The organism is Enterobacter sp. MALB-1, assembly GCF_041021625.1.
Classification (GTDB): Bacteria; Pseudomonadota; Gammaproteobacteria; order Enterobacterales; family Enterobacteriaceae; genus Enterobacter; species Enterobacter oligotrophicus.
The window spans coordinates 3,270,403-3,283,109 of the sequence record NZ_JBDPJL010000001.1; the positions used below are offsets into that span (position 1 = coordinate 3,270,403).

A 12,707-nucleotide genomic window follows, 5' to 3' on the forward strand; every position below is an offset into this window, starting at 1 on the left:
ACTTAATGCATGCGAGATGTCTGGTATCGAGCAAAGTACATCAACAATCAGGCAAGCAAGTTCTGCTAGCACTGATACAAGGAAGTGTTATTTATATGTTTTACATTCATTGCTTTTCATGCTTACTCATATCTATTCGCTTTGCTTAACTCATCAAATTTGAGTAAGCTACCTATACGGTAAACACTGTGTTTACTCTGGAGGTTGAGTATGTATAGCGAAAGCAAAACAGCGCAAATGGCTGGCTATCTGCTGCTAAAACGCGGTGGGCGCATGGCATACATCAAGCTCATGAAGTTGCTGTACCTGGCTGACAGGGAATACATGATCACTTACGGCGACTCCATGACTGGTGATCGTGCCGTATCAATGAACAACGGACCTGTCCTATCGAGGACATACGATCTGTTGAAATCTGGAAGCCCAGAGGAGGAATCACCCTGGGACGACTGGATAGCTGGCGAAGCAAATTTTGAAGTATCACTCAAAAAGCGAGTTAACGGGCTCGATGACGATGATGCTTTTGATGAGCTTAGCAAGGCAAACAAACGCATTCTCGATAAAATTTTTGACGAGTATGGTCAATACAAAAGATTCGAGCTTTGCGATCTTACTCATCGAGTTTGCGCTGAGTGGCAGAACCCACATGGTTCATCAGTTCCGATTAGTCCGAAGGATATTCTTATGGCTGGAGGAAAAAGCGAATCAGAAGCTGATGAGCTTATTCGCCATATGCGTGAAAGAGATGCACTCAAACAGTTCAGTAGGCAACTGGCATGACGCAACAATATGCCCCTTACAGGAAAGGCACGGTTCTAGCACCTGTTGGCGGCAGCGATCATTTACATATTATCTGTAATGATCCGGTTCACTACCCGATACATGGTTGCGACTGTATTCTGGTAGTAAACATTTCTTCAGTTTATCCCCCACCCGCTTACTGTGATCCTGCATGTATTCTTCATGCAGGAGAACATCCTTTTGTTTTCCATGACAGCTACGTTTACTATGAAGACGCTATCGTATGGAAAGTGCCAAACGTGATATCACGTGAACAAAGCGGAGAACTTACTCCTCACGCTGATATGGATGAGGGAGTGCTTCAGCGTGTTTTAAGCGGTTTTGAAACATCCGATTTTACAAATCCTAAGATATTAAAATTCTATAGGGCATACTGCGTTTAACGCCTCGCGAGCCTTATTTGTCACATACGACATTATTCGCATAACATATTTAATCCATAAAAGTCTTTCAGCACAATGCATGAATAATCCATTTATCTGGTAAGCCTCTTGTTCATGGTTTTGCTTGTTTCCAGTGCTCGAAATTATTATCTACCTTTAGTCAGTTATATATAGCAGACGGTTATTTTTCGGCTTGCAATCACCGAAACGTGTCGATGTTCCCTTCCACGCTTCCAAGATTTCTCCCGTGCAATTAGATTGCGCATTTGTCAGGCCTGAAATCGCCATAGTTGAAGGCTAAGTAACCCATTTATTGGGAACGACTTTAATTTCCTGATTTTCCATCTTCACACACAACACTGAGAAAGGAGATTACCAATTGGACACTACTTTGATGAGAATTGAACAGGTTTGTTTTGCTACTGGCTTCAAAAAACCAACAATTTACGAGTGGATGCGCAAAGGAAAGTTTCCGAGACCGATAAAGATAGGGAGAAGCGCCCGGTGGCCTTCCTCTGATGTGGAAAAGTGGATCGCAGAGAAAATCGATGAAACAGGAAGCTAAGTTACATTGACCGTTAGGACAGGAGAATAGAAATGCCTCAAAAAGTACGCACAGAACTGAACGATGAATCATTCATTGACCTGAAGTACATAACTAATGATTCGGGGTTCACAGCAAAATACTTCTATTCACAGATAAAGAGGAATGAGTTCCCTGCGCCAATAAAGCTGGGTAGAAGTTCAAGATGGTTACTAAGAGATTATTCTGAATGGAAAGCCAAGCACATCCAGAAAAGAGACAGTGAACTGCACCTTATGTACACTATTCCTCGGTAGCCTGGTATGAACACCGGGGTACCAGCCGCTGCCCGTTCTTGCATACGATGGGCGGCGGTTTTCTTTACGAAGCTGGTTCCTGTAATGCTGTTTTCAGGCAATTTCACAAGTGTTTAACGCTTTAGTACATCTATAAGCAACAAAACTTATGCAAGAATTAAACTATTCTGCGAAAAATATTTAAACAGCCTACTCTTTCAAACTTGTTAGTCCATAACAATTATTTATTGATCATGATCAAATTTCAAGTCATTGATTAATCCTGACTGACTGTTGAGGATTCGTTTAATAGCATGTGATATTTTGGCTTTAGGTTATTCTTCATGAGTAACAACTAAGCTGTCAGGATAATATTTTATCCATTACGCTAATTTAAAATTTATTTTATGATGATAGGACTTTCCATATGAAAAAACTTAGTATCGCAGTGGCGCTTTCATTATTATCTGTAAATGCCTTTGCTCAGGAGCAAATTAACTGCACTCATGCTGATAAAACACAAATAGAAGGTTTATTCGATAGATGGAATGCATCATTAAAGACAGGTGATGCAAAAACCGTTTCTGATAATTACCTTAGTGATGCTGTTCTGTTACCAACGGTATCCAACCATGTTCGTCTCACAGATGCGGAACGTGTGGATTATTTTGAACATTTCTTAAAGAAAAAACCAAGCGGAAAAATTGACAGTCGTACTATCCGCCTTGGATGTAATAAAGCAATTGATACAGGAGTATATACCTTTACTTTTGCAGATAAATCAACTGTCACGGCGCGCTATACTTTCACCTACGCCTGGGATGGTAAAGACTGGAAAATTTCCTCACACCATTCTTCAGCCATGCCTGAAAGTTAATTATCGATATGATAATTCCGGTTTAGTAACATAAATATTTCCATAAGAAATATTGAATATGAAAAGGTGGCAAGACGTGGAGTGAGAGCTGAAAACAGGGGGTTGTTTCTGTTCTTCCTGGCATGATAAAACGCTCCCGTCAGCTACCTTTATGTATTGTTGAAAAATAATGTCCCGCCTGCAACCATTGCTCAGGTGATAACTTCGGGCATATTCCGCCGATTCAGCCCGACTCTCTTGCTGCAGTCGGCCCAGTGCGAGTTCGCCAGTCAGTCCTCTCCCACACTTGCATATGGCGGGCGGCGGTGGTTTTTTATATCTCATTGCATAACCATTTACATTCCATGGTTTAGGTTAAATGCCTGTATGACGCGATGTTCAGTTGCGCATGTTGTCCATACAACAGTTTGATATTCCTTCCCCCCTTCAGCCCCGTGCATGCAGGGGTGTTTTTTCCGCCTGCTAACAAGTACGTCCTGTTATTCCCACATTTAGCGGAACTGCTGGTCCATAGCGAAAAATGGACCAGCGGTAACTTTTATGTCCACCAGGCAAATTTTAATAATCTCCACCGCCAGCAATCCACTCCACCGGACTCACTGTAGCAGAATAAGTCTCCTTATCTTTGTGAATATCACACTCAGCACTGTCGCGTCATCTCCGGGGTGCTATGTCTCTCACAGCTATAAGTGATAATAATTATCATTACGTTGACATTAAATCCCTGCTCTAATATCCTTGTAAACTGCTGTACGGATTAACAGTAATGTTCTTTTTTTCAAAAGAAAACAAGGAGTTTATATGTCTGATGGGAAAAACGCACCCGCTGACCCAGGTGATACTCTGGTAGTGTGGGGAAACCGACCGGACTGGGGACAACCCGGTGCCGGAGAGAGCATCGGGATAAACCCGGATTTTGACCCTAATACCGGCAACGGCTGGCTGCCCGCTGAGGACGGCTACACAGAGGCGCTGCCGGCCGGAGTGCCGGCTAACGTGCAGTCCGCGATAAATCAGGTGAAGTCAGTCGCAACGAACAGAGCGCTAATGAGTGCCGACATCTGGAAGCTGAAGCCCGCCGTGGGCTACCCGTGGAACCCTAAGGCAGCACGGGACCCGATATTTGTATATTTCCCCGCTCAGACAGTGAGCAATACGAATTTGTCTTCGGGCCGTTTGCCGGCCAAAGTTCCGGTACATACCCGCATTCAGGACGATGTGCATGACGGAGTTCAGTATATCTGCGCTACCGGTTCCGGTTCCAGCTCGCACAACCTGCCGGTGATTAAGGCCAGGGCTGTCGGCAGGAGTTATACCGTCGGACACCTTCCGGGCCCGATGAGTCCCTATACGTTCAGCTTCAGCGCTAATGCCCCGCGTGGAGAGCCGCGATTTACTCGGGCCGAATCAAAAGCCAGCGGTCTGCATCCTGCTGGCTTTACGGTCGGAGCTAACACCACTGACTGCATTGTCGTCTTTCCACAGGGAAGCGGGCTGCAGCCGCTGTATTTTGCGATGGTGGTAGGCCTGCCAGCGGGCCCTCTGAAGCTGCGTCAGACAGCTGAAAATCAGGCAAGGGCAAAAGCTGATGATGCTGCAAAAGCCAAAGCAGCCGCAGAGGCTAAGGCGAAAGCCGAGGCAGAAGCCAGAGCGAAGGCTGAGCGGGAAGCCCTGTTTGCAAAAGCCGGAGTGAAACCGGCACCAGTATACACACCACAAATGGTGACAGGTGCGAACAGTGCCATGAAAGCACCCGGTGCAATGGTGCTGAACCAGAGTCCGGGTACTCTGCAGATGGCGCTGGCAGGTGCAGGGAGCCTGACGCTTTCCGGTGCGGCAGAAAAAAGCATTCTGAACACCATACTTTCCAGCGTGAAGACTCTGGGGAAAGCCGCCCCCGGCGGGTATGTGATTTCTGCCATATTTCACAGCCCCAAGGCCGGTGAAGGCAGCGACAGAGTGCCAGGCCGTGACCTGGAAGCCATGTTTGCGCTTAACGCGCAGCATATCGCGGGTCAGGGTGTGAAAATTGAACCGGGTGTGAAAAGCGTGAACCTGCCGGTGCGCGGACAACTGATCATCAGTAACGGGCAACGGGCGCTGCAGTTGCTGAAAACAGGGAACAGCAGCATCCCGGCAGCAGTACCGGTGCTGAATGCGGTGCGTGATGCTGCCACCGGGCTGGATAAAATCACGGTACCATCAGTAGCAGGTGCACCAGCACGAACCATTCTGGTGAATCCGGCACCGGCTCCGTCTAAACCATCAAATACCGGTAATCAGAAACCTGTACCAGTGACGCCAGTTCATACCGGAACAGAGATAAAACCAGTGGAAACGCTGGTGACGACCACAACTCCGGCTGTGGATGCTGGCGGACTGCGGGACTTTATCTACTGGCGACCAGATGCAGCAGGTACTGGCGTGGAACCGGTCTATGTTATGCTGAATGACCCGCTGGATTCGGGGCGATTTACTCGTAAGCAACTGGATAGAAAATACCTCAAGCATGCTAATGATTTTGGTGTGAACGACACGAAGAAAAATCGCGCAACATTGACTAAATTCAGGGATGCAATAGAAGCGCACCTAGCGGATAAAAGAACAGTGGAGAAAGGAACCTATCTTCATGAAAAAGAATCAAAAGTATTCTTTAATCCAAAAACCAACAACGTTGTTATTTTGAAGCAAAATGGTGATTTTATATCCGGATGGCATTTAACTGTAGGGACACCGCAATACGAGGTTTACATTAAAACGGGGAACTTGAAATGAGTGTTAAATTAATTGATTTGACGAAAGATTTAGTGTTATCCAAGGTGTCTCCTGATGATTTTGAATCCCAGTTTTTTAAGTTATGGAGAGATGAGGGAAATTCAGGGACGCTAGCAAAGGATAGCAAGGAGGTTAGTGAGTGTTTATACGAAATTTTCGATCTGGCTGAGCGATACACATCTGATCCTGAACGTTCATCCATTGAAATTGACGAAAACACTCTGAAGAAAGAAGCGGAAGTAGCATTGAAAAAATTTAAATTCCTCTGATAAGTATTCTTTGAGTATGTTCTTTGCGCCATCCTTCAGGATGGCGTTTTTTCGTAATCGTCTTACTCCGGTTGCTCAGAGCCGTTAATGTCCGGTACCAGCCCAGTATCCCCGGTAAACTTCGACACGATAATTTCAAAAACCACATATTACAGATATCGGTTTTCCGCTGGAAACTTTTTATACAAAGTGCAAACAGCCACATCATAAATTATCGCAACCTGCTTTCTGTCCACGCCGTTCGCCAACGGTTTCATTAAGCGAGCGTCTCCCATTGTGAAAGTATTTTCGGATGGAGACAGTGAGACTAACGACGAATCAGAAGGATGTACCGTTCTACGTATTGCGCCAGGACAGTACCTGATTGAGGGGTGCTGTGGACTGAACTCTGACGCTATCTGGGGTGGGATTGACGGGGGATTTGAGATACCAACCGATCGTAACAAGCAGCCGCTCATCTGGCTGGATTATGAAGTTAACGCCGATGGTTCTATTCTGGTAAAAACCTATCACCGCACGCATCCTGCCGCGCCAGAATTCGCCAGAAACGAACTGCAGGGTATAAACGATGGTGATTCGATAGACATCCCTTCTGATCAATTTGTCTCTGTACGTGTTCAGATGCCGCAGGACAGTCTCTGGAATCAGCGTAAAGCTATGGCTGAAGTTCCTGATTCATCCGCTGGTTAAACAGAGAATCGGATGGCATATCCAGGCGAACATCGATCCAGCTGTTCACCGGCACGTCCATCGGTTCCCCTTTCGTTTTGATGAGCTGACCATCATCGCTCAGGAGGTATTTTCGCTTAAACAGGCGGATAGTCAGTCCGCCGCTTTCAGTTTGCTCCGCTTCAACAACTCCCAGCTCACCCATGCCGCCAGGGTCCATTGGCGGTAATAGCTGCCACCCCTCAGACGCCAGACCTGCCGAACCAGTCAGAACGTACACACCGACGTCAAGCCGCGAAATTGAAATCCCCTCTGCTTCTGCGTTCGCCGTGCCACACCCACACCACGTATAACCCTCTTCATCAACATCGCTGCGCTCGTTGTCAGTGGGAGAGTTCACTATCCGGGCAACGGGTGACGCTGCTTTGAGCGTTCCATCTGATGCCTTTGTTGTGTTCAGTGTATTGTAATGAGTCACCCATGCTGACCATGAGCCTCCATATGCCCTTGCCCCGATAGTTCCTGATGCATTCACCTGTATTTGAGATTTATTTGTTGGTAACCGGGACAGCGTTAACAGAGCAGTGTAGCCACTGAAGTAGTTTACAGCTGAGCCGCCATTTGCGTAGTAAATTCCTGTCGTCAGAGCATTGTTGGCGTCACTCGCTGACGGATTAGGTGGTGACTCTGTACCGATACCAAAATCACCTACAGAAAGGAGATCGCCGGAAGTGCTGTAAGCATTCCGGGTGGCAGCACTTCCCAAACCGAGGTTTGTGCGAGCATCTTCTTTGGTTGTTGCACCGGTTCCGCCTTCAGCAACAGTGAGCGCACCGTTACTCCCTTTCTGCAGTAATTTACCGATGCCAGGAATGGTTACAGGGGTGCCGTTGATGGTAACGGTGATGTTCTGGTTTGCTGAGGTTGTAGCGAAAGCCTCCCATGCGCCAATATTCTCGTCATACTCGTTGATGAGCTGAGAAATGGCCTGTGCCAGCCCGTCGACAGAAATATTGTCAGATACCAGAATGCCGTACTTCTGGCCGCTCAGTGCCGGTGACGCGGCAGGGGTAACCGTCAGAGACGTGCCGCTGTTCACAGATGAAATCTGAAACATCTGCACCGGGTCAGACATGACGATAATCGTCTGGCCAGCGCGAACCTGGCTGGCGGGTGCCGTCCAGTTCGTGCCGGTTCCGGTGGCGGTGTTTCCGTTAATAGCGATGGTGCCAGTGTTATAAAGCATATTTTCTCCAGGCAACAAAAAACCCCGCCGGAGCGAGGTTTATATTCGAAAGTGATGGATTATTTACAGGTGGTGCCGGTGAATGTATTCGCACTTACCCAGCGCCAGTTAAAGGGATAACCGGCCCGGTACTGCGTCTGGTTATTTTGTTTACGAACTCCGTAAATCTGAACGATGTTTTCCTGACCACCAACGATAGCTGTTCCGCTACAAACAGGTTCCTGTTTTTCGAGTACGCCTGCGCAACCAGACAGCATTAAAGCGCCAGCCATGCAGATAATTAGCTTTTTCATTTTTGATAGTATCCAGAGGAATTCAGGTACTTAGACGATACCAGCACGAATGTGATGGGTATAATTGATTTGATAGATCAATTAATAGATATTGATCGCTCAAAACGATCAATTAGTCATAGACTGCGGTATTGATGGCCGTTATAGCCATTCCGGTATTCGTTCCGCCTACCGGACTTCCCTGTCCGTTCTGGCTTCCCACCGCAGATATCCGGGTCGTTGTGCCGTTATATGATGCCCCTGCGTAAGCAGTTACGTTAACTATCACCGGCTGCCCCTGGACCATCACCTGAAACAGCGTGGAGCCGAGTATCGCAGGAACAATTGCATAAGAGCCAGTTAACGTCTGGTCTATGTTGATCCCTCCGCTACTCCCCGGTGTTCCCACAGTGACCAAATCACTTAGCACCCTGCTTTCATTGGTGAGTACAAGTTTTCCGTCCTCGTCCCATATCGCCATTCCCCATGCTGGCAGAGTCTGGGGGAATATTGCAAAAACATACGCCGTGAGTGTATGGACATTCCCGGCAGGACTGCTTGATCCCACTCTGATAACATTACCCACCCGAGTGGCTCCCACAGTTGCCGCTTTCGACGTTTTACAAAACACTATCGCCGGATAACTTGCATCGATGGGAATATCCACAGATGCGCCCTGATAATCTCCTCCTGTATTTACCGAGTTTACCGTTTCCTTTCGGTACAGGCAGAACGGTGTTGAAGTTGGTGTGATAAAAGGGTTCCCGCTGTCCAGAGAAATCAGCGCGCCGTAATCAGCCATTATGCGTTCTCCACAAAAACTACCAGCTCGCATTCAGATGCCGGGTAATTCCCCACTCCTGTTGTGCTCGCGGCGCTGAGAGTTATGGTGTTACCGCTTGCAACGATTCGCCGGCCCACCGATACCGCCCCCTTATCAAGAGAGACAGCAAACCCGACTTTCATTCCAAAGGGAATGGTGAATGACCAGCTTCCTGAGGTTTGTCCTTCAGAGAGTTGAATGCGCCCCACAACGGAGACAGGCTTTATGCCGTAGTTATTTGGTATGCCGCTGGCATCCCACGTCTGAATACCCCACACCATCAAAATACTCCCGTTATTTTCCCAATCTGGACACGGAGCCTGTTTGCGTCCCGAATGCTTATAGTGACGTTTGTCTGCTTCATGCCTCCGGCACTGTCACTTCCGTAGTTCTGCATCGTTCCGTCTTTACCCCATCGCCAGCCAGCACTGCCTGCAACATAGTTATTGGACTGCAGTGAATCAGTGATTTTACCGAACTGAATACTCGCATCCCGGAAAAAGGCGTCATTGATGAAAGTCTGCCCGTTCTGAATAACGAACGGGAGCGTGACTGTTCCACCTGCCTGAGCCATAACCGCGAAGCGGTCAGCAAGGAAAAGCACCTGGGACTGCATGCCCGATGGTGTATTCTCCACACCGATCCCCATACCGGCGGCATACTGATGCCCGTTGGCATCCACGGCCACTTTAATGCCGTACATTGCGCTGAGGTTGCCGTTCACATCTGCGACAGCCTGCGCGGTCTGGTTAATGGCTGCGGTCTGGCCGTTCACAGTTACAGTGAGTGAGTTTATCTTCGTCGCCGATGCCTGCGTGAAGTCAGCAAGGGTTTCGGAGAGATCGGTGGAGTTGGAGATGTTGCCACCGGCTGACGCATCCAGCGTCACCAGTGCGCGGGCTACGGCCTGGCTCGCATCAGCAATAGTGGTATCGATACGATCAATGCTGGCGCTGTTCCCGTTATTTGTCGCCGTCTGTGAGCGGCGGCTGGTGACCTGCGCCAGGCTGTTCTGGATAACGGCAATCAAGGAGTTTTTAACACCGCCGGTCATGCCGTCCATCGAAACGGAAATCTCGTCGATCTTCACCTCTGCCTGCGCCAGCCCGTCGGCATTTTCCTGAATGGCCTGTGCCTGTTGCTCCAGTTCGTCTGCGTTCTGCCTGATGTCGTCTGCCATGCCAGCAATTTTTTCATTACTGTCTACAGCACTTTCGATCAGGTCCTTAAACGTATCCGACTCTTTGATATCTTCCAGAATAACATCGGTGATGTCAGACACATCGATACTGGCCTGGCCGCGCACCCAGTCGGTGTAACCTGATTCATTGCCCGTTCGGTCCACCAGCTGTGCGCGATACCAGAATATCTGCCCCGCTTTAAGTCCCATCTGCTGATATTTGCGCTGCGGGTAAGGCACATCGGCCAGCAACATCGCATCGTCCTCAGTACCCGTCAGGCTGTACTGAATTTCCGTCTTCAGCGTATCGTCTGTATTTGCCGGGAATCCCCAGTTCAGCTCGATGCCAAATACCACGTTTTCAGAAGCGATAAACCCAACTGGCTTCGGCGGATTCCCAACCTTGCCTGTTAACGTTTTCTCTTCTGAATAGCCCCATCCGGACGAAATTTCAGCGGCATTGATTGCACGCACGCGCACCAGGTAGCGCCCCGCGTAAATACCCGGCACGTCAAAGGAGGTGGTGGAGCTGCGTGGCACGTTTACCCAGTTACTGTCGTTACGTCGCCACTGTGCTTCATAGGCGATAGCGTTCTGCGCCTGGTCCCAGCTCACACGCATGGTTTCAACGCTGATATTCTGCTGAACCACAGAGAACGAACCGATCACGATGTTCGCTGGCGGCGACTGGTTACCCGGCGGGATCACACTCACCGGCCGCTGGTCAATAATGGCTCCGTTATCAATTCGGGGGTATTTATCGGGATCGTGCCATGCGCCCGTAACAGAATATGTTCCGTCATTATTATCAGTGACGGTGATAACCCGGTACTGCTGGACATAAAGTTCATCAGATTCAGCAACCCAGACAGATTCAGCCTCAGGCGTTTCACTGAATGCTGTGGTGACCGTCACTTTTCTGCCGTTGATGGCCTGTATCGTGCGTCCCTGCGACAAGCCACCTGGCAGGTTGACGATCAGTCGGTTTCCGACCGCCACGTCAGAATCACGATCGAGTGTTAAAACCCTGCCATTCACGGCGCTGAGGCGACCGCCCATCCTTTTCCCGGAGAGCATTTCGTCTTCAATGCCGATGACATAGCCTGGCTGGGGTATCTTTCCATCAAGCCCCACATCAAAAGCAACAATGCGATCCTTATTGTTGGTAAGAATACCCCAGCGTCCTTTGCGGTTCGCCTCAGACTGGCGCGTACAGCCGATGGCTGTCATTTCCAGCTGATTAAATCCATACCTCGCCACCAGCGCCTGTTCAAATACAGGCTCCATTGCATCGGCATAGGCATTCGCCGGATCAGACCAGGATACCAGCGCATTGGTGTAACGGGTTTTGGATGTGCTGCTGGAATAATTGAAAACGCCGTCGATCACGTTGCTGCGGTTATAGGTGTAATCAATATCCCGTGGCATGTCAGCCAGGGCAACGATTTGGTCACCGCCCCAGTAGGTCATCCCCCTGAAAATCGCAGCGAAGTCACGCAGCACTGTGTACGCATCATTTCTATCCTGGACATACACATTGCAGATATAACGAGGCTCCATACCGTCCCCGCCCTTGCCGTCGGGAACCAGTTGATCACAATACTGCGCGACCTGGTACAGTGACCATTTATCGATATTTTCCGCCGTCAGCCGGTTACCCAGCCCGAAGCGGTCTGACACAATCAGATCGTAAAAAATCCATGCCGGGTTATCTGTCCAGGCCCACTTAAACACGCCCGTCCAGGTGCCACTGTATGTGCGCGTCTCCGGATCATAAACATCTGGCACGCGAATGACACGCCCGCGCGGTTCGCAGGAAATCTGCGGGATTGAGCCGTTGAACTGGCTCGAATCAAATTCGATGTAGAGCAGGGCCGTATTCGGATAGCGCAGCTTGGCATCAATCACCTCGGTGTAGCTCTGTAGCATCATCGTGTCGCCAATTTTGGCGCTGTTCGCATCAGCAGTAATTTTACGTAGACGAACTGTCCAGGTGCTGGCCGCCGCCGGAAAATTGATACGGTGGCTGCGCTCGTAGCCTGAGGTAGTTTTCCCCGTCACACTTGTCGTCAGTACCGTTTTCCACGTACCGCCGTCGGTCTGCAGGTCTATCGCATACTGAAGTGAGTACCCGACCAGATCGCCGTCATCCTCCTGTTTAAACAGTGAGGGCCATTTCAGGCGCAGACGTGCTGCTGACAGTTGCGTGTTTGTGAAGGTATGCGTCCAGGCCGTCACACTTGATACTTCGGTACCCACGCTGATTTCGTTTTCAGTACCGGGGATCCCCTGGATGTATTTCTGCGCCTGTGTGCCGGATCGAAATTCCCACGCCACACCGCTGAAGTTCTGCGATCCGTCTTCGTTCTCCAGTGCGGTACCGTCAAGATAAATGTCCCTGCCGGTTAACTGCCCGCCAAATTCTCCCTCGCCCAGCGCGAGAAGGATTTTTGCCTTCGCTACAGATTGCAGATCATCAGGCTGTTCGGTAGGAGTTCGTGAACTGGATCCGCCGCCCTTGCGGCCTTTAATAAGGGATTCTGTAGCCATAGCGCGCCCATAAAAAAAGCCACCCGGAGGTGGCCTGATGGAA

Annotated in this window: 12 protein-coding genes and 1 pseudogene; 7 read left to right on the plus strand and 6 right to left on the minus strand. The window is 49.2% G+C overall.

The features are described from left to right. Nucleotides 1-210: 210 nt before the first annotated feature. The 6 genes from ABGB15_RS15655 (at nucleotide 211) to ABGB15_RS15680 (ending at nucleotide 5,924) form a co-directional block, all read left to right on the plus strand. On the plus strand, nucleotides 211-780 hold the full coding sequence (locus ABGB15_RS15655; RefSeq protein WP_243569730.1) for a Panacea domain-containing protein: 570 nt from the start codon (nucleotides 211-213) through the stop codon (nucleotides 778-780). Then, the gene (locus tag ABGB15_RS15660) at nucleotides 777-1,184 is read left to right on the plus strand and encodes a hypothetical protein (RefSeq protein WP_369064202.1); all 408 of its coding nucleotides are present in this window, start codon (nucleotides 777-779) and stop codon (nucleotides 1,182-1,184) included. Before ABGB15_RS15655 ends, ABGB15_RS15660 begins: the two co-directional genes overlap by 4 nt. Before the next feature lie 394 nt (nucleotides 1,185-1,578). Beyond that, nucleotides 1,579-1,749 carry a helix-turn-helix transcriptional regulator gene (locus ABGB15_RS15665; RefSeq protein ID WP_369064277.1) on the plus strand — a complete coding sequence of 57 codons (171 nt, stop codon included), beginning with the start codon at nucleotides 1,579-1,581 and terminating at the stop codon, nucleotides 1,747-1,749. Nucleotides 1,750-2,430: 681 nt separating this feature from the next. Beyond that, nucleotides 2,431-2,880 (plus strand): SgcJ/EcaC family oxidoreductase, encoded by a 450-nt coding sequence (locus tag ABGB15_RS15670; protein ID WP_215722901.1) that lies wholly within the window; start codon nucleotides 2,431-2,433, stop codon nucleotides 2,878-2,880. Nucleotides 2,881-3,681: 801 nt separating this feature from the next. Next, the gene (locus ABGB15_RS15675) at nucleotides 3,682-5,655 is read left to right on the plus strand and encodes a colicin-like bacteriocin tRNase domain-containing protein (RefSeq protein WP_369064203.1); all 1,974 of its coding nucleotides are present in this window, start codon (nucleotides 3,682-3,684) and stop codon (nucleotides 5,653-5,655) included. After that, nucleotides 5,652-5,924, plus strand: coding sequence for a colicin immunity domain-containing protein (locus ABGB15_RS15680; RefSeq protein ID WP_215722903.1), 273 nt, complete (start codon nucleotides 5,652-5,654; stop codon nucleotides 5,922-5,924). The genes ABGB15_RS15675 and ABGB15_RS15680 overlap by 4 nt, the downstream gene beginning before the upstream one ends. A gap of 149 nt (nucleotides 5,925-6,073) precedes the next feature. Here the strand turns inward: ABGB15_RS15680 and ABGB15_RS15685 are convergent. Continuing rightward, a pseudogene (locus ABGB15_RS15685) lies at nucleotides 6,074-6,172 on the minus strand (helix-turn-helix domain-containing protein); the annotation flags it as partial. Between the two features lie 28 nt (nucleotides 6,173-6,200). Between ABGB15_RS15685 and ABGB15_RS15690 the strand changes: the two are divergent. Beyond that, on the plus strand, nucleotides 6,201-6,614 hold the full coding sequence (locus tag ABGB15_RS15690) for a hypothetical protein (RefSeq protein WP_369064204.1): 414 nt from the start codon (nucleotides 6,201-6,203) through the stop codon (nucleotides 6,612-6,614). Here ABGB15_RS15690 and ABGB15_RS15695 read toward each other — a convergent pair. The 5 genes from ABGB15_RS15695 to ABGB15_RS15715 all read right to left on the minus strand — a co-directional run bounded on the left by ABGB15_RS15695 (nucleotide 6,580) and on the right by ABGB15_RS15715 (nucleotide 12,664). Beyond that, a complete protein-coding gene (locus tag ABGB15_RS15695) occupies nucleotides 6,580-7,839 on the minus strand; it encodes a pyocin knob domain-containing protein (protein WP_369064205.1) in 1,260 nt (419 codons plus the stop codon). The two genes, ABGB15_RS15690 and ABGB15_RS15695, sit on opposite strands and share 35 nt — an antisense overlap. Nucleotides 7,840-7,898: 59 nt before the next feature. Then, a complete protein-coding gene (locus ABGB15_RS15700; RefSeq protein ID WP_369064206.1) occupies nucleotides 7,899-8,132 on the minus strand; it encodes a cor protein in 234 nt (77 codons plus the stop codon). 112 nt (nucleotides 8,133-8,244) lie between these two features. Then, entirely contained in the window at nucleotides 8,245-8,913 is a 669-nt protein-coding gene (locus ABGB15_RS15705; RefSeq protein ID WP_369064207.1) for a hypothetical protein, read from the minus strand. Beyond that, the gene (locus ABGB15_RS15710; RefSeq protein ID WP_369064208.1) at nucleotides 8,913-9,215 is read right to left on the minus strand and encodes a hypothetical protein; all 303 of its coding nucleotides are present in this window, start codon (nucleotides 9,213-9,215) and stop codon (nucleotides 8,913-8,915) included. Before ABGB15_RS15710 ends, ABGB15_RS15705 begins: the two co-directional genes overlap by 1 nt. Next, a complete protein-coding gene (locus ABGB15_RS15715) occupies nucleotides 9,215-12,664 on the minus strand; it encodes a host specificity protein J (RefSeq protein ID WP_369064209.1) in 3,450 nt (1,149 codons plus the stop codon). The genes ABGB15_RS15710 and ABGB15_RS15715 overlap by 1 nt, the downstream gene beginning before the upstream one ends. Nucleotides 12,665-12,707 lie beyond the last annotated feature (43 nt).

Coding starts and splice junctions, on each gene's coding strand:
- ABGB15_RS15670 (WP_215722901.1), top strand. CDS start 2,431: ATGAAAAAACTTAGTATCGCAGTGGCGCTTTCATTATTATCTGTAAAT.
- ABGB15_RS15710 (WP_369064208.1), bottom strand. CDS start 9,215: ATGGTGTGGGGTATTCAGACGTGGGATGCCAGCGGCATACCAAATAAC.
- ABGB15_RS15705 (WP_369064207.1), bottom strand. CDS start 8,913: ATGGCTGATTACGGCGCGCTGATTTCTCTGGACAGCGGGAACCCTTTT.
- ABGB15_RS15715 (WP_369064209.1), bottom strand. CDS start 12,664: ATGGCTACAGAATCCCTTATTAAAGGCCGCAAGGGCGGCGGATCCAGT.
- ABGB15_RS15700 (WP_369064206.1), bottom strand. CDS start 8,132: ATGAAAAAGCTAATTATCTGCATGGCTGGCGCTTTAATGCTGTCTGGT.
- ABGB15_RS15655 (WP_243569730.1), top strand. CDS start 211: ATGTATAGCGAAAGCAAAACAGCGCAAATGGCTGGCTATCTGCTGCTA.
- ABGB15_RS15660 (WP_369064202.1), top strand. CDS start 777: ATGACGCAACAATATGCCCCTTACAGGAAAGGCACGGTTCTAGCACCT.
- ABGB15_RS15695 (WP_369064205.1), bottom strand. CDS start 7,839: ATGCTTTATAACACTGGCACCATCGCTATTAACGGAAACACCGCCACC.
- ABGB15_RS15680 (WP_215722903.1), top strand. CDS start 5,652: ATGAGTGTTAAATTAATTGATTTGACGAAAGATTTAGTGTTATCCAAG.
- ABGB15_RS15675 (WP_369064203.1), top strand. CDS start 3,682: ATGTCTGATGGGAAAAACGCACCCGCTGACCCAGGTGATACTCTGGTA.
- ABGB15_RS15665 (WP_369064277.1), top strand. CDS start 1,579: ATGAGAATTGAACAGGTTTGTTTTGCTACTGGCTTCAAAAAACCAACA.